General features: G+C 36.4%; 19 protein-coding genes and 1 riboswitch. Of the genes, 7 read left to right on the top strand and 12 right to left on the bottom strand.

The features are described 5' to 3' along the window. Positions 1 to 46 precede the first annotated feature (46 nt). A complete protein-coding gene (locus QNH24_RS12900; RefSeq protein ID WP_283872691.1) occupies positions 47 to 853 on the top strand; it encodes a S1C family serine protease in 807 nt (268 codons plus the stop codon). A 177-nt stretch (positions 854 to 1030) separates the two neighbouring features. On the opposite strand, the gene QNH24_RS12895 is transcribed toward QNH24_RS12900, so the two are convergent. Then, a complete protein-coding gene (locus QNH24_RS12895) occupies positions 1031 to 1231 on the bottom strand; it encodes a cold-shock protein (RefSeq protein WP_004230088.1) in 201 nt (66 codons plus the stop codon). A 219-nt stretch (positions 1232 to 1450) separates the two neighbouring features. Next, complete coding sequence (locus QNH24_RS12890) at positions 1451 to 1774, bottom strand: DUF1033 family protein (protein WP_283872688.1); 324 nt, start codon at positions 1772 to 1774, stop codon at positions 1451 to 1453. A gap of 91 nt (positions 1775 to 1865) precedes the next feature. Here QNH24_RS12890 and QNH24_RS12885 point away from each other — a divergent pair, with 91 nt between their 5' ends. The 5 genes from QNH24_RS12885 to QNH24_RS12865 all read left to right on the top strand — a co-directional run bounded on the left by QNH24_RS12885 (position 1866) and on the right by QNH24_RS12865 (position 6843). Continuing rightward, a complete protein-coding gene (locus tag QNH24_RS12885) occupies positions 1866 to 3593 on the top strand; it encodes a globin-coupled sensor protein (protein ID WP_283872687.1) in 1728 nt (575 codons plus the stop codon). 44 nt (positions 3594 to 3637) lie between these two features. Next, positions 3638 to 3919 carry an acylphosphatase gene (locus tag QNH24_RS12880; RefSeq protein WP_283872685.1) on the top strand — a complete coding sequence of 94 codons (282 nt, stop codon included), beginning with the start codon at positions 3638 to 3640 and terminating at the stop codon, positions 3917 to 3919. Positions 3920 to 4163: 244 nt separating this feature from the next. Continuing rightward, the gene (locus QNH24_RS12875) at positions 4164 to 4748 is read left to right on the top strand and encodes a YdeI/OmpD-associated family protein (protein WP_283872683.1); all 585 of its coding nucleotides are present in this window, start codon (positions 4164 to 4166) and stop codon (positions 4746 to 4748) included. Positions 4749 to 5131: 383 nt separating this feature from the next. Continuing rightward, entirely contained in the window at positions 5132 to 5782 is a 651-nt protein-coding gene (locus QNH24_RS12870) for a 5-bromo-4-chloroindolyl phosphate hydrolysis family protein (RefSeq protein WP_283872681.1), read from the top strand. After that, a complete protein-coding gene (locus QNH24_RS12865; RefSeq protein WP_283872679.1) occupies positions 5779 to 6843 on the top strand; it encodes a toxic anion resistance protein in 1065 nt (354 codons plus the stop codon). The genes QNH24_RS12870 and QNH24_RS12865 overlap by 4 nt, the downstream gene beginning before the upstream one ends. A 65-nt stretch (positions 6844 to 6908) precedes the next feature. Here QNH24_RS12865 and QNH24_RS12860 read toward each other — a convergent pair whose 3' ends face one another. From QNH24_RS12860 to QNH24_RS12820, 9 genes are all read right to left on the bottom strand, one after another. Then, positions 6909 to 7106: a DUF6501 family protein gene (locus QNH24_RS12860; RefSeq protein ID WP_054771772.1), complete on the bottom strand. Its 198-nt coding sequence runs from the start codon at positions 7104 to 7106 to the stop codon at positions 6909 to 6911. Between the two features lie 294 nt (positions 7107 to 7400). After that, complete coding sequence (locus tag QNH24_RS12855; RefSeq protein WP_283872676.1) at positions 7401 to 8132, bottom strand: amino acid ABC transporter ATP-binding protein; 732 nt, start codon at positions 8130 to 8132, stop codon at positions 7401 to 7403. 12 nt (positions 8133 to 8144) lie between these two features. After that, positions 8145 to 8870 (bottom strand): amino acid ABC transporter permease, encoded by a 726-nt coding sequence (locus QNH24_RS12850; RefSeq protein ID WP_283872673.1) that lies wholly within the window; start codon positions 8868 to 8870, stop codon positions 8145 to 8147. 189 nt (positions 8871 to 9059) lie between these two features. Further along, on the bottom strand, positions 9060 to 9926 hold the full coding sequence (locus QNH24_RS12845; protein WP_283872671.1) for a transporter substrate-binding domain-containing protein: 867 nt from the start codon (positions 9924 to 9926) through the stop codon (positions 9060 to 9062). Positions 9927 to 10044: 118 nt separating this feature from the next. Next, positions 10045 to 10231: riboswitch (Lysine riboswitch) on the bottom strand. Positions 10232 to 10620: 389 nt separating this feature from the next. Continuing rightward, positions 10621 to 11853: a 2-oxoglutarate dehydrogenase complex dihydrolipoyllysine-residue succinyltransferase gene (gene odhB, locus QNH24_RS12840; protein ID WP_283872669.1), complete on the bottom strand. Its 1233-nt coding sequence runs from the start codon at positions 11851 to 11853 to the stop codon at positions 10621 to 10623. Positions 11854 to 11943: 90 nt separating this feature from the next. After that, entirely contained in the window at positions 11944 to 14766 is a 2823-nt protein-coding gene (locus tag QNH24_RS12835) for a 2-oxoglutarate dehydrogenase E1 component (RefSeq protein ID WP_283872667.1), read from the bottom strand. Positions 14767 to 14998: 232 nt separating this feature from the next. Then, positions 14999 to 16393: a sensor histidine kinase gene (locus tag QNH24_RS12830; RefSeq protein ID WP_283872664.1), complete on the bottom strand. Its 1395-nt coding sequence runs from the start codon at positions 16391 to 16393 to the stop codon at positions 14999 to 15001. Beyond that, on the bottom strand, positions 16390 to 17064 hold the full coding sequence (locus QNH24_RS12825) for a response regulator transcription factor (RefSeq protein ID WP_283872662.1): 675 nt from the start codon (positions 17062 to 17064) through the stop codon (positions 16390 to 16392). The genes QNH24_RS12830 and QNH24_RS12825 overlap by 4 nt, the downstream gene beginning before the upstream one ends. 114 nt (positions 17065 to 17178) lie before the next feature. Beyond that, positions 17179 to 19206, bottom strand: coding sequence for a diguanylate cyclase domain-containing protein (locus QNH24_RS12820; protein ID WP_283872660.1), 2028 nt, complete (start codon positions 19204 to 19206; stop codon positions 17179 to 17181). 548 nt (positions 19207 to 19754) lie between these two features. Between QNH24_RS12820 and QNH24_RS12815 the strand changes: the two genes are divergently transcribed. Continuing rightward, on the top strand, positions 19755 to 20303 hold the full coding sequence (locus QNH24_RS12815) for a GNAT family N-acetyltransferase (RefSeq protein WP_283872658.1): 549 nt from the start codon (positions 19755 to 19757) through the stop codon (positions 20301 to 20303). 116 nt (positions 20304 to 20419) lie between these two features. Here the strand turns inward: QNH24_RS12815 and murG are convergent, their stop codons facing one another. Next, positions 20420 to 21496 carry an undecaprenyldiphospho-muramoylpentapeptide beta-N-acetylglucosaminyltransferase gene (gene murG / locus QNH24_RS12810; protein ID WP_283872657.1) on the bottom strand — a complete coding sequence of 359 codons (1077 nt, stop codon included), beginning with the start codon at positions 21494 to 21496 and terminating at the stop codon, positions 20420 to 20422. Positions 21497 to 21606: the final 110 nt, after the last annotated feature.

Below are 21606 nucleotides of genomic sequence, written 5' to 3'. Positions count from 1 at the left end.
TTTACTTTCTGCGGCGCCTTTTATTTTGGGTATGGGGGTAATATGAATGCATGATATACATAGGTCAACTGAGGAAGAACTAACAGAAGAAGAATTGATTGAGCTTGTCCTTGCTGAACAGCAAAAGGCGTTAGCTCTAGAAAGAGAGGAACGCCAGCAAGGTAAAAAACCTAAAAAACAAAAACCGATAATCAAATGGGTTGTCTGGAGTATGGCACTTGTGTTATTTATTAACACATTTGCGGTGATCTTTCAAATTTACTCCATCCCAGCTATAGAATTTTTGAAGGTATCAACAAGGCTATCCACACAGGAGGATATAAAAACCTATAAAAAATCGGTGGTAGAAGTATCTACTGGCAGTAGTAAAGGTACAGGTTTCTCCATTTCAGCAGATGGACTTATCGTCACCAATGCACACGTTATAGAAGACGCCCATACTCTTTCGGTTATTTTTCCTGAGGAGGGCATTATGCAAGCAAAGTTAGTGCAAAGCTACCCTAATGTTGATTTAGCAATATTGCAAGTAACTGGTGATGAACTACCATCCCTTCCACTTGCTGAAGATCCCAGCTATAGTCAAAATGAACATGTCTATTTTATTGGCAATCCATTAGCCTTTACGGGCATTGCTAATGAAGGTACACTACTTGAATCAACATATCTTGAGGATTGGCAAGGGCCTGTTATGATGATGAAAGCACCTGTGTATCGAGGAAACAGTGGAAGTCCTGTGTTAAATAATGATGGTGAGGTAATCGGAATTGTCTTTGCCACGATGAAAAAAGAGCCATATGGTCAAGTAGGTTTATTTGTACCTGTTCAAGAATTACATCGTATTCTCAATAATTAAAGCATACTGCTCCTGCTTATTCTCTCTTTTTAGGAGATAAGCAGTTTTATTTAGTTTACATAATAATTTTATTGTTAAAATAGAAATATACCTTTAACCCTGAAAGTATGCAAAAAAAAGCATCCTATGGAAATAGGATGCCTTAAGTTTAACGAAAGTAATTTTAATTACTGAGAATTAAAGTTTAGTTACGTTAGCAGCTTGTGGTCCGCGGTTGCCATCTACAACTTCGAACTCAACTTTTTGACCTTCGTCAAGAGTTTTGAAACCTTCGCCTTGGATAGCTGAGAAGTGTACGAATACGTCGTTTTCACCTTCAACTTCGATGAATCCAAAACCTTTTTCTGAGTTAAACCATTTTACTGTACCTTGTTTCATTTAAGAAAACCTCCAAAAAATAAAAGTGAACAATATGTAATTTCTTCAGCGAATGAAAAAAATTCACATATTACAAAGAGTACCGAACTAACGCGATCACTTTTTGTAATATGTGAATTCATGTTTCCGGTGAAGCAATTAAATTGTTAACTTAAGTATAACCACCATTCATAATTTTGTCAAATAAAGAAAATTGTTTTTTTATTTAATTTCAAAATTTTATTTCAATTCTTCTGATTTTATAGCTATAATACCATGATAAACTTGGGTATCATCATCACAAGCGTCGCAATAAAAGCTTTCATCCTCCGACCAAAAAGCCCAATATTTCCCTTCTTTAGTTGCCTCATTGTCGTATGTTAATCGAAAGTGCTCTAATTTTTGCTCTAATGCCAATTTAAATTGCTCTTCCGTTGCAAATGTTTCATTCGTTTGAATAAAAGCTTCCCAGCCTTCAAATTTCCACCAAGGCTCATAATCAGCTTTCATGTAAAGTATTGTATACATATTTGCCCATTCCCTGCTGTCATAAGATATTCTCATTTTAGCAAACACACCTGAAATGTCTATTAAAACACCCTGAAATATGCTATTATTACCTTATTATTCATACTTTTTGGGAGGTATTTTTTTTATGTTTTCAAGTATTCGACCGAAGGCAGAACTCGAAGAATTATTAAAGCGTGGTACCAATTTGAATGCAACTGGCCGTTTCCATCAAACTTTAGCATTTAACCACTTCAATTCTCGTGATGAGGAAAATTTAAAAGCTCTTTACAATAAATTAAAAGATATCACGCCATCTATGAATGCTATTTTCAACAATTATTTAAGTGAAATCTCCCCTACCTCTCAGCAAACAATTAGTGAAGAAAATATTAATCGATATTTGACACAATTTTTCTTAGCTACGCGTGATGATGAGTATGTAGATGAAACAGTTAAATTTTTCAATTTGTTTCGAAAAAATCAGTATGAGCCTGGTAAGCTAATTGTTGTTTTCAATCAATTTGCCTTTTATATTACTACATATATTTTGCATAATTTCGGTATAAAACCGTATAAGGCCTTTGAATACATGAAATCATTCCAATCTGCTGTCAATGTCGATCAAGAGCTCCTTGTTGAAGTACTAACAGAACGAATTATTGAAAATGTAGTCGCAGAAATATCTTCTTTAATGGATGTTAACGCTAAAATTATGTACATGAAGGATTTAGTATTCAGTTTAGATAAACAAAATGAAGAAATCCAATCCTCTACCGCTGCAACAGAAGAAATTGCCGCTTCTATTAATGAGGTTGCCCGCATGTCTTCCCATATTTCTGAAAAAACAACTGAATCTGTAGATCATGCCATTAAAGGGAAAGACGCTATTGAGCATGCATTATCTGAAATCTTCAAAACAGAAGAAACATTTACAGCAATCGTTGAATCTTTTTCGGAATTACAAAAGCGAGTAAATGATATTGAGCATGTAGTAACCTTGATTAACCAAATTGCTGATCAAACAAATTTACTTGCACTAAACGCTTCTATTGAGGCGGCACGCGCAGGTGAACACGGTAAAGGCTTTGCTGTAGTGGCACAGGAAGTTCGAAAGCTTGCTGAGGGCACTGTCTCAGCACTAAGTGAGGTTTCTACGAACGTCCATCATTTAAAAAGCTATTCGAATGATGTAGCTAACTCCATTACGGAAACAACAGACATCATTAGAGATGCAACCGTTGAGGCAAAAGAATCGTTGCCATTATTGAACGCTATTGTTAGTGCCATTGAAGGAATTAACCTGGATGTCACAAATACGGCTGCTATCTCACAGGAACAGGCAGCAGCAATAGACGAGGTATCTACAAGAATGATTGAAATATCTAATTTACAGGATGATATTCGAGAATATAGTCATAATACATCTAGTGATATACACTTATTAGGAAAAGAAATAAACCGTTTCCGTAATGATATTGTTGCCAATAATAATGTTCAGCTATCATCCATAGCACTTTTACAATTATCAAAGGCAGATCATATTTTATGGAAATGGCGAATTTATAATATGTTCCTCGGACTTGAAAATGTACAACCGAGTGATGTATCTTCTCATAAAGATTGCCGTCTAGGTAAATGGTATACTTCTCCACGCTCTGTAGAACGTTTTGGACACTTACAAGATTATCGTGATCTAGACGCCTATCATATACGTGTCCATGAGTCAGCAAAATTAGCAGCAGAGGCTCATAAGGCTGGTCATATACAACAAGCCGAAATTCATTTAAAAGAAGTTGACCAGGCATCTGAGAAAGTTCTCTATTTTATTAATAACTTAATTGCTCATTTAGAAAAAGAACGTGTAATGCACTAAGTAGAGGGGACTCTTCCCCTCCTTAACTAGTAGGAGGTTTTAGCGTGAACAAGCGAGCGCTGATTAAATTTTTTGGTGATGTATATGGTACAGGCTACCGTTTTTTCATTAAACAAAAAGCGATTGAACTAGGATTAAAGGGATATTGTAAGCTCAATGTCCAAGAACAGATTGAAGTTGAAGTAGAGGGATCTAAAAAGGCAATAGAAGAATTCCTGATATTTGTTCAAAAAGGTGTAAGTCCACAAGCAGATTCTAATTCCTTTACTTTAGAGCTTCATGATGATTTAAAAGGATATGTGCGAATGGAGTCAGATATTGTTTAATTAGGACAAAAGCTAGTGAATATAAGATTGATGATACTCTCAAAATGAAATGCTGCTTAGGCAAATTTTTCTAAAGATTGAGGTTTATTGCTTCAATCTTTTTTTAGGTTCCGATTTGTAGCTCCCCAGTACATTTGGCTATGCTAGACATGACACCATCTCATGTTTTATTATAAATCAATTGATGAAATTGATTTTGTCTTTCTTGATTTCAGATTAACAAATTGATGTGAGGTGTTCCGTAATGAATAGTATGAATCCTAAGGTTGATGAATTTATAAGTAAGGCAAAAAAATGGCAAGAAGAATATAGAACGTTAAGAAAAATTGTTCTTGATTGTGAGCTGACTGAAGAATTTAAGTGGATGCATCCTTGTTACACGCTTAATAATAAAAATATAGTTTTAATTCATGGATTTAAAGAATATTGTGCGCTTCTATTTCACAAGGGAGCACTATTACAGGATACGCACGGGATTCTCATTCAGCAAACCGAAAATGTTCAGGCAGCACGCCAAATTCGCTTTACCAATGTTCAAGAAATAGTTGAAAAGGAAGCAATCATAAAGGACTATGTCTCAGAAGCAATTGCAGTCGAGAAAGCAGGCTTGGAGGTAGAGTTAAAAAAGGATACGGAGACTATCCCTGATGAACTTCAACAAAAATTTGAAGAAGAGCCAGCCTTGAAAACTGCCTTTGAAGCACTAACGCCGGGAAGGCAAAGAGCATACATTCTATATTTTTCGCAAGCTAAACAATCTAAAACAAGAGTGTCAAGGATTGAAAAATATACGCAGCAAATTTTTAATGGTAAGGGATTAAATGATTAAATTTTTCAGGCATAACATTTACAGGTATCATTAATAACGGTGCCATCATTACTTATGGCATTTTGTTATCTTCAGGAGGTTTCCAGAAAAACGCGACCTCCTCCCTACCTATAACTAAAACGGATGTTATAGGAACATAGAAAAGGCTAACCTAAATTAAATACATATTCATCAAAATAAGCATAAGCACAAACCGATTGGAAATGTTAATCTATGATAGTTATTAATATGGCTCCAAAGATTGCCAGTATTTAAAGTATTATCATTGAGAAACTTAACAATTAGCAGTAAAATTTATGTAAGGTTTAATTTTTCAATGAAACTTTATGTCGATTATTTCGTATAAGAAGATAGACATATTGAAAAGCAAGGAGGAAGAAACAATGCTTAGTGTCAAACAGTTTTTCACTAGACATACCGCTAGCTTCTTTATTTCTCTAACAACTGTTTCCTTTGCAGCAATTGTGGCAAATCCAGGATACTTCCTTGGTGGTTTATTTTTTGCTGGAACTTACGCGACGAGTACAGCGTTGCTGAAACATAGACAGAAGAAGAAAGTTATGCAATTAACTGGTATAACAAAAGAAGAATATAAACATATTGAAACCCAAATTATAACTGCCAATAAACATATCCAAACATTGAGCCAAAACTACTTACGTGTACGCTCTGTTGCAGCATTTAAGCAATTGCTTGAAATGACGCGTATTTCAAAAAACATTGTAAAAATTGTCAAGACAGATCCTCGTAAATTTTATAATGTAGAGCAATTTTTTTATGCACATCTACCTTCTGCTGTAGAATTAACGGATAAATATACAATGCTATCGAAGCAGCCTGTAAAGGATTCAGAAATTCAAATAACTTTATCTAAAACAAGGGAAACACTGACGGATTTAAATGATACGATTCAGATTGATTTAAAGGATGCGCTTTCCAATGATATCGATCATCTTCAAATGGAAATCGAATTCGCGAATCGTTCCAATAATAGAAGAAGAGAACAATTGGAGTGGCGAGGCGATGATAAGTGACAGCAAATGATCATGCATTTCAACTTAATACAATACAAGGGCTCTCCCCCCTTGTACAAACTTATTTAGAAACAACGAATAACGAGGCGATGGCGACCTATGAAACGCTATCGCCTCTTGCGCAAAGTCGTGCACTTCTATATGCTAGTCAAATCGATTTGGAAAATTTTGAATCCGTACTATCTTTAGGGCAAGATTCACAACGATCACTTTCTCACTTCGCTGATCGCATGCTTGCACAGGTGAAACAGAAGGATGTTACCAAAATTGGACAAATGTTAGATTCATTAATGCAAACATTAGATCGTGTAGATCCTAATGCTTTAGAGCCAAAAAAGCAATCTTTCTTCAAAAAAATGTTTGGTAAAACGGAACGCCCAATTAAGCAAACATTAACAGAGTTTGAACGAATCAGTATCCAAGTCGAACGAATTGGTGTACAGCTAGAACGTGCACAGATTCAGCTCATAAAGGATGTAGAGATGCTTGAGGATCTTTACTCACATAATAGAGGGTTTTTTGAGGAGCTTGCCACTGCGATTGCTGCAGGACAAATGAAAAAGCAGCAAGCCATTGAGACAGAACTACCGACAAAGGTGCAAAGTGTACAGGCAGCAAAACAACCTCTTGCAGTCCAACAGCTTAATGACTTAGCTGCTCAAATTGAACGTCTAGATCAACGCATTTATGACTTACAAGTTTCACAGCAAGTTGCCCTACAGACTGCACCTCAAATACGTATGATTCAGCAAGCAAACCAAACACTTGCAGAAAAAATCGAATTTTCAATCGTTACCCTTATACCGCTTTGGAAAAATCAGCTGGCCATGATGCTATCCATGAATATGGATCAACACTATGCACAACTTGAGGAACGTTTGTCTCGCACACACGATCGCTTTACGAGCCCCTCTTTCGAACAGCAAGTATCAAAATTCAGAGAAACTCAGCAGGAGCTCAAGACGGCTATTCAGGATGTCTTTGCCCTCCATACTGCAACAGAACAGGAAAAACAGCATTTACAAGATGTCGCTGAATTAAAGGGCTTTAAGAAGGACTAATGCTATTTTTCTTATGAACGAAGGGTGGCTCAGAAATCGTCTGAACCACCCTACTTTTGTGAAGCTTATTCAAAATAGTCTTTATAATAGCCACCGATATTACCTGTATTATCGATAATAAAGATGAACTCTTCTGTTTCATTTTTAACTTCATAATCTTTTCCAACCGTTAATACATTGGACACTAAGTATTTAGATGCATTTGTATGCTTGCACTTGACTGTGCGAAGTGTTGGCGCATCTTTCCATTTTAAATGTAACATAATCTCTCTACCTCTCTTTACTAGCTTGAAGCTAATGTCTACTGCTTATTTTATAATATTTTAGATCTTTTGTGGAGAAAAAAACCATAGAAGACCATATTTTCTTGATAAACAACCATTATTATTATAAATTTTTACTTTGAGGTGTTATTATGAGCTTTGGTGGTGTACCGCAATGGTTTTTTATCATTGCCGCAGCATTTGCAATTTGCTTTATTCTTTATGCAGAATGGAATTCTAGAAAATAAAGTGAGCCCATTTATTGGACTCACTTTTTTTATACCTATCTGGAATTTATTTTAATGTACGCTTTAAAAATTCCTTCGTTCGCTCATGCTGAGGCGTAACTAAAACCTGAGAAGGTGGTCCCTCCTCTACAATTACCCCTTTGTCCATAAATACGACACGATCTGCTACTTCTTTTGCAAATTCCATTTCATGTGTCACGATTAACATCGTATTTCCTGCATCTGCGAGTTGACGCATAACCTTTAATACTTCCCCTACCATTTCTGGATCAAGAGCAGATGTCGGCTCATCAAACAGCATCACATCTGGACTCATCGATAGTGCACGCGCAATAGCCACACGCTGTTTTTGCCCACCAGATAGCTGTCTTGGCTTGGCATTAACATATTGATCCATACCAACAATTTTTAAATATTCTAAAGCTGTTTTTTCAGCTTCTGATTTTGAACGCTTTAATACTTTTATTTGACCAACTGTACAATTGTTCAATACATTATGGTTGTTAAATAAATTAAACTGCTGGAAAACCATACCTAAATGTGTACGATATTTTTGAATGTTATGCTTGTCATCCAGAATATTTTCACCTTTGTAGATAATCTGTCCACCGCTTGGCGTTTCCAATAAATTGATGCAACGAAGTAATGTTGATTTACCAGATCCAGAGGAGCCGATTAAGCACACTACCTCCCCCTTCTCTACTTGAAAATTGACATCCTTTAACACTTGGTTACGACCAAATGATTTACTTAAATGCTTGATTTTAATAACTGTCATTTGTGCGTCCCCCTATATCGCTTCTTTCTGTTCTTTTTGATAGGCATCTGGTCCATCAAGTCGTTTTTCAACATATAATAAAATTCGTGATGCTGTAAATGTCATAATAAAGTAAAGGACACAAGCTACAAAGAATGATTCAAAATAGCGGAAGTTATTCCCTGCAATTGATTTAGTTTGGAAGAATAATTCCGTTACCCCGATAACGTTTAAAACAGCAGTATCCTTAATATTCATAATTAATTGGTTCCCTGTTGCAGGTAATACATTTCTCGCAACCTGTGGCAGTACAACATGCAGCATAATTTGGAAATGATTCATACCGATAGCTGAAGCTGCCTCATATTGACCTTTATCAATTGAAACAATACCACCACGCACTATTTCAGCCATATAGGCACCGGTATTCAAAGAAACTACTAAAATACCTGCTGTAATAAAATGCATGTCGATACCAAATGCTATATCCAATCCGTAGAAGACAACCATCGCTTGTACAATCATTGGTGTACCACGGAAGAATTCAACATAGCATGTTAGTATAAAATTAATCAGCTTTAAACTGTAAAACTTTACACCTTTTTTACGAACCGGAATGGTATGCATAATCCCGATGAAAAATCCGATAAATGCACCAATAATTGTACTAATACTCGAAATCAATAAGGTATAATACGCACCTCGTAAAAACATTTGCCAGTTGTTCTCTACAATAGAGATAATCCATTCAAGACTCATGATGTTCCTCCTAACAACATAGTGTTGCTTGTTTCTTCTTTATAATCCTAGCTATCTGCCATGATAAACACGATTGTTCTACTATTTTATGAAATGTTTAGCTAAGACATTATCATTATTTAGAGAGGTTCTCATTGAATAATGATGAAATGACATTGCACGGACTAGCAAAGAGTCCGTGCATTCATGTTATTGCGCTGCTGGTTGTTGCTGAATTGCTTCTTCCATAATTGTTTGGCGATCATCTTCTGAAATTCCTTTTAAAATTTCATTGATTTTGTCAAGATTTGCATCACCTTTACGTAAACCAACTGCGATGGATGTGTTAGAAGGATCTGTATCAAAGCCTTCTTCAAACGCTACATATGCGAATTTACCATTAGCTGCTGCAGCTGAAATACCTTCAGGACGTTCTGCTACATAGCCATCAATTTTGCCAGCCTCTAGAGCTACACGCATTGCTGGGAAGTTATCCATAGCAGTTTGCTTTTGTACATCTTTGATTTGGTCAATCACATTGTAGTTTGAAGTGTTTAATTGTGAAGTAATTTTAGCACCGGAGAAATCCTGAATTGATTTTGCTTTTTCATATTTACTCCCTTTTTTAATAACCATTACAAAATCAGAAGTATAGTAGTTTTCAGTGAAATCAATCGTTTGCTTACGTTCCTCAGTAGGAGACATCCCAGCAATAATAGCATCAATTTTATTGGATTGAAGTGCTGGCACTAAACCATCCCATTCCATTTTGACAATCACTAATTCTTTTCCTAAACCTTCAGCGATTTTTTTGGCCATTTGAACATCATAGCCGCCTGCATACTCTGCATTATCTGCAATTTTTACTGCGCCATTTGCATCATTTTGCTGTGTCCAATTGAATGGAGGATAACCAGCTTCCATCCCAATACGGAATTGTCCACCATCTTCTGATCCACCTACATCAGTACCAGCATCTCCAGATTTACCTGAATCCTTTTTGTCGCCAGCACCACAAGCAGCTAGCACAATTGCTGTCATAATAGAGATCATTACTAACAACCATTTTCTTTTCATGAAAAACTCCCCTTTTCTGTAAAAAAATAAGACAACTGTACTAAAAAAGACCTAAGCTTTGAACTTAGGTCTTACCTTTAATTGACAGTTGCCCAAATCCTCACTATAATTTCCATGTTTCCGAGATAGCACAACCTAGTAAATGTGGAAAGCAACTTACTAGGACAGTCCTGCACTTATTCACTGCAGACCCAGTATAAAAGTACGAGCTCCTTTTATACTTCGGCGATATTTCCTTCTCCATTGCGTCTTCGCTTGCTTGTACTCAACAATGGACTAATAAATACCGCGCCTCTACCTCACAACAAAATTAATGTGAGGTTTGTTTATTTAATTGATATCTAGATACTACTATAAAACGAACTTATTCGTCAAGATAATTTTATCATTTTTCTGATTAATGACAATATTAGGGTTTTATCTATTATAAATCCATTATTTACTTTTGCAATGTAAGCAAATATATTGAAGTTTTAGTGAAAAAAATCGCAAATTATTACCATTGATAGTAATACTAGCATTCCAAAAGTACCTTTAAGAACAATGGTGTTCACCGTACAATGTTTCTATCCATCACGTTGAAGGTTCTATCCACTACTTTGGGGATTCTATCCACCATTTTGGCATTTCTATCAGCTAATTCTATCTTGCATATAAAAGAAAAAGCCCTGCACAAATCGCAGGGCTTTGGAAATTAAGAATTTAATAATAAATCTTCTGGGTTTTCAAGTAATTCTTTTACTGTTTTAAGGAAGCCTACAGAATCTTTACCATCGATAATACGGTGGTCATAAGAAAGCGCTAGGTACATCATTGGGCGAATTTCTACTTCACCATTCACTTCAACCGGACGTTTTTTGATGGAGTGCATACCTAAGATACCAGCTTGTGTACCATTCATGATAGGTGTAGACATTAATGAACCAAATACACCACCATTTGTAATTGTGAATGAGCCACCTTGAAGATCTGCTAAACCTAATTTTTTGTCGCGAGCTTTTTTCGCTAGGTCCGCAATTGCATCTTCAATTTCAGCAAAGTTTTTACGGTCAGCATCACGTACAACTGGTACCACTAAACCTTCTTCTGTCGATACAGCTACACCAATATCAAAAAAGTTGTTTAAGTGAATTTCGTCACCAACTATTTGTGCGTTCACATATGGGTATTTTTTAAGTGCTGCTACTACTGCTTTTGTGAAGAATGACATGAAACCAAGTTTAGAGCCTGTCGACTCGAAGAATTGGTCTTTTTTACGAGAACGTAAAGCCATAACATTTGTCATATCAACTTCGTTAAATGTAGTTAACATTGCAGTAGATTGTTTTACTTCAAGTAAACGTTTCGCAATTGTTTGGCGACGACGACTCATTTTTTCTACTGTTACACGTGATTCATCTACAGCCGCTACCGCTTTTGGCGCTGCTGGAGCTTGCGCTGTTGCTACTGGAGCTGTCCCATGAGCTGCCACGTCTTGGACACGTACACGACCTTGTGGGTCTACTGGAGATACAGCAGCAAGATCAATACCTTTTTCACGAGCAAGTTTACGTGCTGCTGGAGATGCGATTACACGCTCACCAGAAGTTTCTTCCACAACTGGAGCTGCCGCAACTGGGGCAGGTGCTGCTTGTGGTACTGCTTGCGCTGGTGTTGCTTCTGCTGGAGCAGCTGGAGCTGGTGCTGCACCTTCGCCTGCTTCTACAACTGCGATAACTTGACCAACAAGTACAGTATCGCCTTCCTCAGCTAAAATTTGAGTTAAGACACCTGCTTCTTCGGAAATAATTTCAGCGTTTACTTTATCTGTTTCAAGTTCAACGATGAATTCACCTTTCTCAACGCGATCGCCCACTTTTTTTACCCATTGTGCGATACTTCCTTCTGTAATCGATTCTGCTAATTCAGGGACTTTAATTTCAGCCACTTTCATTTCCTCCTTTAATTAACGTGCATAATGCACATAGAAGGGCCACCCGCCTAAGCAAGCAGCCCGGCTTCAAAAATTAATATATGATTATTTAACCTTTACAGGCTCAGCAACCGCTTCTTCTACAACTGCGGCTTGAGCAGCTTTATGAGAATCTGCATCACCTTCTGAAGTAGAGCTCATTGCAGGGCGACCTACATAACGAAGCTTTTTACCTTCTGAAAGTTCATAAAGTGTTTCTAATGCATAATTCCAAGTACCTTGGTTTTTCGGTTCTTCCTGTACCCATACTACTTCTTTAACATTCGGATACTTAGCAATAATACCAGCAACTTGCTCTTTTGGGAATGGGTAAAGTTGTTCTACACGAATAATGTGTAAGTGATCGAAACCTTCACCGTCTTTAATACGGTCTGCAATGTCGATCATCACTTTACCAGTACCAAGTACAATGCGCTCTACAGCTTCTGGTTTTGAACCTAGACCTGGTTGTTCAATTACCTCTTGGAATGAACCATTTGCTAATTGCTCAGCATTCGCTGCAGCTAATGGGTGACGAAGTAGGTATTTAGGTGATACAACCACAAGTGGACGAACACCTTCAGTTCCTAGTAACGCTGCTTGACGACGTAATAAGTGGTAGTAGTTACCTGCATTTGAGCAGTTTGCTACGAACCAGTTATTTTCTGCTGACATTTGTAAATAACGTTCCATACGGCTTGAAGAGTGCTCTGGACCTTGGCCTTCATAACCATGAGGTAAAAGAATGACTAAACCGGATTTTTGACCCCATTTAGCACGTGCACCTGAAATAAAGTTATCGAACATCACTTGTGCCATATTAGCAAAGTCACCAAATTGAGCTTCCCAAACTGATAGTACATGGCCATTTTCTAAATTATACCCATATTCAAAGCCTACTACCCCTGCTTCTGTCAGTGGAGAGTTGTGTACTGTAAATGATGCATTTGCACCAGAAATATGGTGAAGTGGTGTAAATACATTACCATTGTTTTTATCATGTAATACTAAGTGACGTTGCGAGAACGTACCACGTTGTGCATCCTGCCCTGTAAAACGAACTGGAGTGCCGTCTTGAATAATCGTAGCATAGGCTAAAGTTTCAGCATGGCCCCAATCAATTTTTGCAGAAGCAAATGCTTCACGACGTTTTTCTAAAATCTTACCAAGTTTTTTCTGTGGCTCGAACTTTTCTTCAAACACTAAAAGCTCTTCATTTATTGTTTCTAGACGCTCCGCACCAACTGCTGTATCAATTTGTGGGAACTCTACCTTTAATTCTTCTGGCATTTCTAAATGTTTGTGCTCATCTTTAGCAGCCATTTCTTTAACATGATCATAAGAAGCTTGCATTTCTGCATAAATTGCTGCATCTAATGCCGCAACATCATCTGCCGAAACAACACCCTCTGCTACTAATTGTGCGCCATATAAAGCACGAACAGTTTCATGTTGAGCTACTAATTTATATGTTTCTGGGTTTGTTACAGTTGGATCATCTGTTTCATTGTGACCGTGACGACGGTAACCAATTAAGTCAACGATAATATCTTTACCGAATTTTTGACGGTAGCTAGCTGCAAAACGACCAACTAATGATACAGCCTCAGGACTATCTGCATTCACATGGATAACTGGTACTTCATAACCTTTTGCTGGGTCAGAAGAATAAACAGATGAACGAGAATCTTGTTGTTCAGTTGTAAATCCAATCATATTGTTTGCAATGATGTGAATTGTACCACCAGTTGTGAATCCTTCTGTTTTCGCAAAGTTAAGAACCTCTGTTACAATCCCTTGACCTGGGAATGCCGCGTCACCATGTACAAGAATACCTAATCCTTTTGTTCGATTAAAAATTGCTTGACCTGGCGTAGACGTATCATCTTGAGCTGCACGAGTAGTACCTAAAACAACTGGGTTTCCTACTTCTAAGTGTGAAGGGTTATAAGCAAGTTTAACGTTCATACCAGATTCGCGATTGTAAGAAGCACCCATGTGGTATTTTACATCACCTGTCCAACCTTTAGTGATTTCAAGTCGACCATCCTCTGGTAAAAATAATTCGTTGGAAACATGTGCAAAATCAGAGAACATCATGTCATATGGTTTATTTAAAATATGAGTTAATACATTTAAACGGCCACGGTGTGCCATACCAATACGCACTTTTTCTACGTTATTTGCTTCTGCTGTTTTTAAAATTTCATCAAATAAAACGATTTGTGTATCTAAACCTTCACCTGAGAAACGCTTTTGACCAACGAAAGTTTTATGAATAAACTTCTCAAAATTCTCAACACGTGTTAAGCGATCTAATAATGCTTTTTTCTCATCAGAAGATAATGCTTGTTTAAATGAACCTGTTTCAATTTGTGCTTGAATCCAATCACGTTCTTCTGTTGCTGCGATGTGATTATATTCAAATGCCACTTTATCTGTATAAACAGATTTTAAGTAATCAATTGCATCCTTACCATTTTTCACGTTTGCTGGCACATCTTTGAAGAAGATAGCTGCAGGAATTTCAGCTAAATCTGCAACGCTTAGATTGAACGCGCTTTCTTCAATTTGAGCTGTTTGTAGTTCACGGTTTTTCAAAGGATAAATATCTGCCGCTAAATGACCATGCGTACGGATTGCATCTGCTAATCTCACAGCTGCTAATACTTTTTTGTAATCGCCAGCAGGAGCCGCTGTGCTATTAGCTACCGCTACTTCACCTTCTACTACTACTGGTGCACCAAATTGTTGGAATAATAATACTAACTCCGGTTCTACTTCTTCAGGAGACTGTAAGAATAAGTCGTATTGCTCCATCACATATCCTAGGTTAGGACCAGAGAAAGCTGACCATGGAGAACTTACAGTTGTAACGTTGTTCGACATGAAAAATGACCTCCAAATTTTGCCTTTCGGCAGTTCCATTAATTAAATTACAATTAATTATATAATATTTTTCCGTTCTTTTAAAGGATGTTTGACACAACTTATCCATATTTTAAAGAACGTTTTTTCCATCTCAATCTTACTACTCTTCACAAAAAATACAACTCTTTTTAGGAAATTAAGCAATTTTTTTCGCAAAGGCTAAAATAACTTAATAAAGCGTGAATTTTTCTTAATATTTTAGCGGGAATTTAATGAAGAAAACGGTTCCAATATTTATCTCACTCTTGACTTCCACAGAACCATTATATTTTTCAAGCAACATTTTTGTGATACTAAGTCCTAAGCCTGTACCGCCTTTTTGACGATTTCTAGCCTCATCAATCCGATAAAATCGATCGAAAATGAAAGATATATTTTCTTGCGCTATACCAATTCCATTATCTTCTATTTTTAAAAGCGCCTCATTTCCAGCAACTGATAAAGTAATTTGAATCTCCGGAATTTTTTCACAATAGCGAATGGCGTTCTCAACTAAATTACGTACTATTTGACTTAGCGCATTATCCGTTATAAATAATAGACCTATTTCTCCATTTTTAGACAGCGTGATTCGAGCTTCTGGATAAAGATGCTCCATTTCCTCGATAACACTTTCAATTACTTCCACTGCATTAGCCTCACTGCTACTATCTTTTTCCTCCCGACGTGCAAGCTCTAATAATTCCTCAATCATTTTGCGCATCCGTGCAACTTCAGTTAATGATGTATTAATAGATTCCTCAAGAATTTCTGGATCATCCTTTCCCCATCTTTTCAATAAAGATAGATGTCCTTCAATAGCTTGAATAGGTGTTCGTAGCTCATGAGATGCATCTGCAACAAATTGTTGTTGCTGGGTAAACGAAATTTGCAGTTCATTCATCATCGCATTATACATTTTTAAGAGATCACCTATTTCATCATGAGACGTGTATGTTAATTGAATTTGTTCATTAAATCCTTTATCCATTACGTTTTTCATGGATGAACGCAAAGCATGTAGGGGCTTCATCAAATAACTGGCTAGATAATAACTAATTGAAGCGGATAATACTAAAGCTCCTAAGCCTGCTATTAGCATGGCAGTCAATAAATAATGCATCAACGACTGGAATCCTGATAATGGATGAATCACCTGAATGTATCCACGAAAGAAACCGAGCTGAATCGGTTTATTAATAACATAAACATCCTTTTTATCAATTGTCATTTCAACAATTTCCCCCATTTGCGTAAGAGGAGCAGTCTGTGAAGGATTATTAACCCCTGAAGTATTAACAATACGTAAAACCTCTATTTTATCTAAATTAAACAATATTACTGTTTGATCACTGGAATTTAAAAGCCCTATGTTTTGTTGAATTTGCTGAATGGTCAGATTGGGTCCTTGTGATTCAAAAAAAGACACCACATCATAGCTTGTCCGTTGAATTTTAAGTTGCTCATCATTTAATAGCCATGTATGCAATGAAATATAAACGACTATACAAATGATTGTAAAACTAAAAAAGATAACAGCACTAGACGTAAACATCCATTTTCTTTGCAATGATTGATTGACAAAAATCTCTCTCAATTTTTTCATTCTCGCATCACATACCCTACTCCACGAACGGTTTCAATATAGGCATTCATATCACCTGGTAGTTTTGTTCGTAAATGCCGTATGTATACATCTACAACATTTGTTTCAATATCAGTTTCATAACCCCAAACAGAAGTTAAAATTAGCTCTCGCGTACAAACTCTATTTTTATGTTCCATTAATAATTTCAGTAAATCATATTCTGTTTTCGTTAAATCAAGCCTTTTTCCTTGTACAAGTACTTCGTAGGCTGCTACATCAATGACAATATCGCGAAATTGTAGTGCCTCACCGTTTTGCTCGTCTGGTGTTACACGGCGCAAAATTGTTCGAATCCTAGCTAGTAATTCTTCAATAGCAAATGGTTTAACAATGTAGTCATCTGCTCCTGCATCTAAACCTGCTACACGATCCATCACAGCGTCACGTGCCGTTAGCAAAATAATTGGTACATTTGACTGCGTTCGTATGCGCCGACAAATTTCAATACCATTTATGCCTGGAAGCATGACATCTAATAAAAGAACATCAACATCCTCAGATGAAGCAAGAGCTAATCCTTCACGTCCATCAAAAGTGACCAACACATCATAGCCCTCATGCTTTAACTCTAGCTCTACAAAGCGAGCGATATGTTTTTCATCTTCCACTAAAAGTATCTTTTTAGGCATTTTTCCACCTTCTATTCTAATATGGTGATAAGGAATTCCTCCTTATCATGTTATAGCATAACATCAAATAAAAAGTCTGTACCACAAGCAAATACTTGTTTGTACAGACTTTTTTTAATGCGCTTCCGTAATATAAAGTTTATTTTTGCCAAATTCTTTCGCTTTATAGAGCGCCTGATCCGCTAAATCCAGTAATTCGTCTAAATTTTTTCCATGATCAGGATAATACGCAACACCGATCGAAGCAGTCGGGGCAAAATAATTATTTTCAATAATCCAACCTTTTTTTAGTTCTTCTCGGATGCGCTGAATAATATGCATCATTTGAGCCTTTCGCTTTTCACTATCTCTAGTTAACCCTGTTAGAATGACAATAAATTCATCGCCACCAATACGAATCACTAAATCATGGCTTCTGACAGAGTTGACTAAAACTTGCCCAAACTTTCGGATAAAGTCATCGCCAGTATCATGACCATAATGATCATTTACATCCTTAAAGTCATCTCCATCTATATAAAGCATCGCCAAACAATTAGCCGTCTCTTGTGCTTCTGCCAGTAATTTTGGAAACTCCTTTAATAAATAACGTCGATTGGGTAGCTGTGTTAACGTATCATGATAGGCTAAATATAATAAATCATTCTCTCGTTCTTTTCGATGCGTAATTTCACGAGATACCATCATAATTTGGGAAACTTTTTCTCGTTCAGGATCATGTACAACAGTTACGTTTCCTTCTGTCCAAACAGGTGTACCATCCTTGGCCTTGAGTAATAGCTCAAATTGTGTATCCGTTAGTCCAGAATAATTATTTAAGAATGTTTGCCAAGCCATTTTACTTTCCTCATCGACAATATCACTGTAAAACTGACCCTGTAAATCTACATTTTCATAGCCTAAGAAAATCCTATAGGACGGTGAAGCATAAATAATAATGCCATCCTCGTTAGTTATAACAATCAAGTCATTTGTATTTTCAGTTATTAGACGAAATGTGCGTTCAATATTTTTTAATTCCGTTAACATTCTTTTCTTGTCCGTAATATCATAGTTAATGGATAAATATTGTTCTGTCCTGCCTACTTCATTTTTTAACGGAACAATTGCTGCTTCTACCCAATAATCTGCATGATATTTTGTACGGTAGCACAGCTCGCCTCGCCAAATGTCCCCCGCTTCAAGCGTTTCATTAATTAAGTGCATTAAATCCTCTGTATGATAACTAGGTTCGATTAACGTATAAGGTTTACCTATAAGCTCCTCCGCCGTATAGCCTGACGCATTTAAAAATAGATCATTTACTTCAATTATTATGCCATCAACATCCCATATAGCAATGGCCGTCGCAGAGTTTAACGCAGCCTTAAAAACTTCTAAGCCATGCGATTTTAAACGTAATTCTGCTTTTTGCTCAGTAAACTGGGTGAAATCCTGCATAATAAGAAAAATCGCAAATGAATTATCTCCTTGCATAACAGGAGAAAGTGACATTAAATAGAAGCGCTCTTTTTTATCCAATGTATGGAGCTTGATAAGTTTCTCCCCAATATTTTCGCCCATTGCAGCTCTTTGTAGAAAAGTTTGAATGTTTTCTCTCTCATCATTAGGAACAATTGGTAAATCAACAAACAATTTCCTTTTTACGGCATCGTTATCTAATCCAAAGTCTTCCATGAAGCTAGGATTTACTTCATAAACTGCCCCTTCTGCAGATAGAATGACAGTTGAGAAAAATGCATGGTCAAACATAGAGCGCATAAATAAAAACTTATCCTCAATATTACGGTCATAGAGAATCTCTTTTGTAATGGCTAAAATATAGTCGTCGCCCTTGTATGTAAGCGGACGAACAGATGTCTCATATTTTCGAATCTCCGATTTATAATAAGCATAATCCACATAATCGATTTGAGCATGCTTCATAATGGCTTGATGATAAAATTGCTGAATAATTGAAAAATTGTGACTTGAGGTAACGGTAGAAAGCATTTTCCCAAGTGCCTTATCTGATAACAAAGCTTGAGCTGCTTGATTTAAGCGAATATATTGATAATCGTCTCCTACCTTTTTCATTAGAAAGACAAAATCCTTGCCAATAAATAATTCATTAAATAATTCTTCGCTTAAAAGATACTCCATGCTGTCACCCCCATAAGTCGTTGAAGTTGAAAAGAATTATTATTTTAATGTTTATTTATACAAAAAAATCAATAATACTATTATAACATATTTTAAAAGAAATACTTCTTTTGAATTACAGATATTATATCCTTTTTAGGGTATTTTTTGATAGTTTACCTCTTTCCAAGAAATTAAATAATACAAAAGAAATAGAATAACTATTGTACCCTAGTAAAAATTGAGATGATAGACTTAATATCCTAAATAATTCTCATACAAAATTAAGTATTTATAACATAATTTACTTTTCAGAATTAACTGACTATTAAACTTAATTTTTGTTTTAGCGAGTAAAATGATTGCATTAAACAGTAAGATTGTTATATTATATTAAAAAAACTAGCCTTTTTTCGGTATGGTCGAAAATCAGTAAGACAGCGGGAAATTATGGTTATCATAGTTATAACGTCTAGTTCTTTGGGTTTTAATTCCAGTACGAATTTTAGTTTTCTTCTTTATGTTTCAACGGAATTGTTTTAACTACCCTAGTAAAGGAGGCGTTTCGTATGCTTAAACATCGAGACCTACATGAATGTACAGAGCTTTATGAGCTATTATCACACCCTTCTGTTTTCCCATTTGTTCGTCAAAAAGCCACATCTGCTGATGAATATTGGTTTATGACAAAACAACTGATTGAAGAAGAAGCGAAGGGACTCGCTATTTCTAGGACCATTACTGATGATTGGGGTCAACCAATCGGCACCATCAGCATTCATGATGTTGAGGAAGGTGCAGGCTTTTTAGGAACGTGGATTGGACTTCCCTATCAAGGCAAAGGTTATAATCAAAAAGCAAAGATGCTATTTTTAAACGAGTTATTTTTTGACTATAATTTCCATACGGTGTTTCTCCGTATACGTGTTGAAAATCAAAAATCACAACGTGCAGCTTTAAAGTTACCTTATGTCGTAAGTGCAAACGAATGCCATCCTACATTATTATCGCAGGTTAACAGTGGTGAAGCGCAATTTAATTTATATAAAATCCCGAAAGACTTGTTCTATCTGACAACAGCTAACGAAATGCTAGAGGGCGAAGAACAAGCAATGTAACTAAAAAACAATTTTCTTCAAAATAAGCTATGTGTTCTGTCATATTGACTAGCACATAGCTTTTTTAGTGGTTATTGAATAGGTTATATCCGGTCTATCAATCCATAACCTAACGGCTACTTTTTATAGTGCAAAATTAATTTTGCCATTTCTTTTGGCGTTTTTGGTCTTTGTGTTTTTTTCATAGTTGCTACCATGTCCTCTTTACGTTCAGTCAAAACATGCACTGATTTTTTAAAGGATTCCTTTGTCATTTCTTCCTCTTCTAAAACCTCTGCATAGCCTTGCCTTTTAAATAAATTTGCATTTAAAATTTGATCACCACGGCTCTTTTGCGCAGATAACGGCACCAATAACATCGGCTTATGAAGTGCTAAAAATTCGAAAATAGAATTAGAACCTGCACGTGAGACGATAAAGTCTGCTGCATGTAATAAATCCGGTAACTCTGTTGTTACATATTCAAATTGCTTATAGCCTGGCATAGACGCTAATGTCTCGTCAAAATTGCCTTTACCGCACAAATGAATAATTTGAAATTGTTTGACAAGCTCTGGTAAATTTTGACGCAATGCATCATTTAAGACAACCGAACCTAAGCTTCCCCCCATCACAAGTAAAACAGGTTTTAATGTAGTAAAGCCGCAAAGTGATAATCCTTTTGCCCGCTCTCCCATAAATAGCTCTTGGCGAATGATAGATCCTGTACAAGTCGCCTTTTCCTTTGGCAGATGCTGTAAAGTTTCTTCAAAAATAGTAAAGATATGAGAGGCAAATGGCAAGGCAATTTTATTGGCCAACCCTGGTGTCACATCCGACTCATGAATAACTACTGGAACGCCAGCCAGTTTCGCCGCCATCACTACAGGGACAGAAACAAATCCACCCTTTGAAAAGATAACTTGCGGTTTCACTTTTTTGATAATACGAAAAGCCTGCATTATCCCTGCAAGCACTTTAAACGGATCTGTAAAATTCTTCATTGAAAAATAACGACGCAATTTTCCACTTGAAATTCCGTAAAACGGAACGCTAGGAAATGCTTCGCCTATTAATTCCTTTTCAATGCCCTGCTCTGAGCCAATATAATGGACATCATAACCTAGTTCTTGTAAAGAAGGGAGTATCGCCTGATTGAGTGATACATGACCAGCCGTCCCTCCACCGGTTAAAATGATTGTTTGTTGTTTCACTTAAATTCTCCTATTCCTTAAAAGCCATAGTAGCATCACTACTTATTGTTTACAGTCTTTTATTTTACTATATGCAGATGAAAAGATATAGATGAAGCTTTTAATTTTTC

This window comes from Lysinibacillus pakistanensis (assembly GCF_030123245.1).
Classification (GTDB): Bacteria; Bacillota; Bacilli; order Bacillales_A; family Planococcaceae; genus Lysinibacillus; species Lysinibacillus pakistanensis.
Note: the sequence above shows the minus strand (reverse complement) of the source record. Positions and strands in the feature narration are given on the sequence as shown.

Excerpts from the sequence above, each read along its gene's own strand:
- QNH24_RS12900 (WP_283872691.1), top strand. The coding sequence starts at position 47 with ATGCATGATATACATAGGTCAACTGAGGAAGAACTAACAGAAGAAGAA.
- QNH24_RS12870 (WP_283872681.1), top strand. The coding sequence starts at position 5,132 with ATGCTTAGTGTCAAACAGTTTTTCACTAGACATACCGCTAGCTTCTTT.
- QNH24_RS12885 (WP_283872687.1), top strand. The coding sequence starts at position 1,866 with ATGTTTTCAAGTATTCGACCGAAGGCAGAACTCGAAGAATTATTAAAG.
- QNH24_RS12815 (WP_283872658.1), top strand. The coding sequence starts at position 19,755 with ATGCTTAAACATCGAGACCTACATGAATGTACAGAGCTTTATGAGCTA.
- QNH24_RS12855 (WP_283872676.1), bottom strand. The coding sequence starts at position 8,132 with ATGACAGTTATTAAAATCAAGCATTTAAGTAAATCATTTGGTCGTAAC.
- QNH24_RS12890 (WP_283872688.1), bottom strand. The coding sequence starts at position 1,774 with ATGAGAATATCTTATGACAGCAGGGAATGGGCAAATATGTATACAATA.
- QNH24_RS12820 (WP_283872660.1), bottom strand. The coding sequence starts at position 19,206 with ATGGAGTATCTTTTAAGCGAAGAATTATTTAATGAATTATTTATTGGC.
- QNH24_RS12875 (WP_283872683.1), top strand. The coding sequence starts at position 4,164 with ATGAATAGTATGAATCCTAAGGTTGATGAATTTATAAGTAAGGCAAAA.
- QNH24_RS12830 (WP_283872664.1), bottom strand. The coding sequence starts at position 16,393 with ATGAAAAAATTGAGAGAGATTTTTGTCAATCAATCATTGCAAAGAAAA.
- QNH24_RS12860 (WP_054771772.1), bottom strand. The coding sequence starts at position 7,106 with ATGTTACATTTAAAATGGAAAGATGCGCCAACACTTCGCACAGTCAAG.
- QNH24_RS12835 (WP_283872667.1), bottom strand. The coding sequence starts at position 14,766 with ATGTCGAACAACGTTACAACTGTAAGTTCTCCATGGTCAGCTTTCTCT.
- QNH24_RS12850 (WP_283872673.1), bottom strand. The coding sequence starts at position 8,870 with ATGAGTCTTGAATGGATTATCTCTATTGTAGAGAACAACTGGCAAATG.
- QNH24_RS12895 (WP_004230088.1), bottom strand. The coding sequence starts at position 1,231 with ATGAAACAAGGTACAGTAAAATGGTTTAACTCAGAAAAAGGTTTTGGA.
- QNH24_RS12825 (WP_283872662.1), bottom strand. The coding sequence starts at position 17,064 with ATGCCTAAAAAGATACTTTTAGTGGAAGATGAAAAACATATCGCTCGC.
- QNH24_RS12845 (WP_283872671.1), bottom strand. The coding sequence starts at position 9,926 with ATGAAAAGAAAATGGTTGTTAGTAATGATCTCTATTATGACAGCAATT.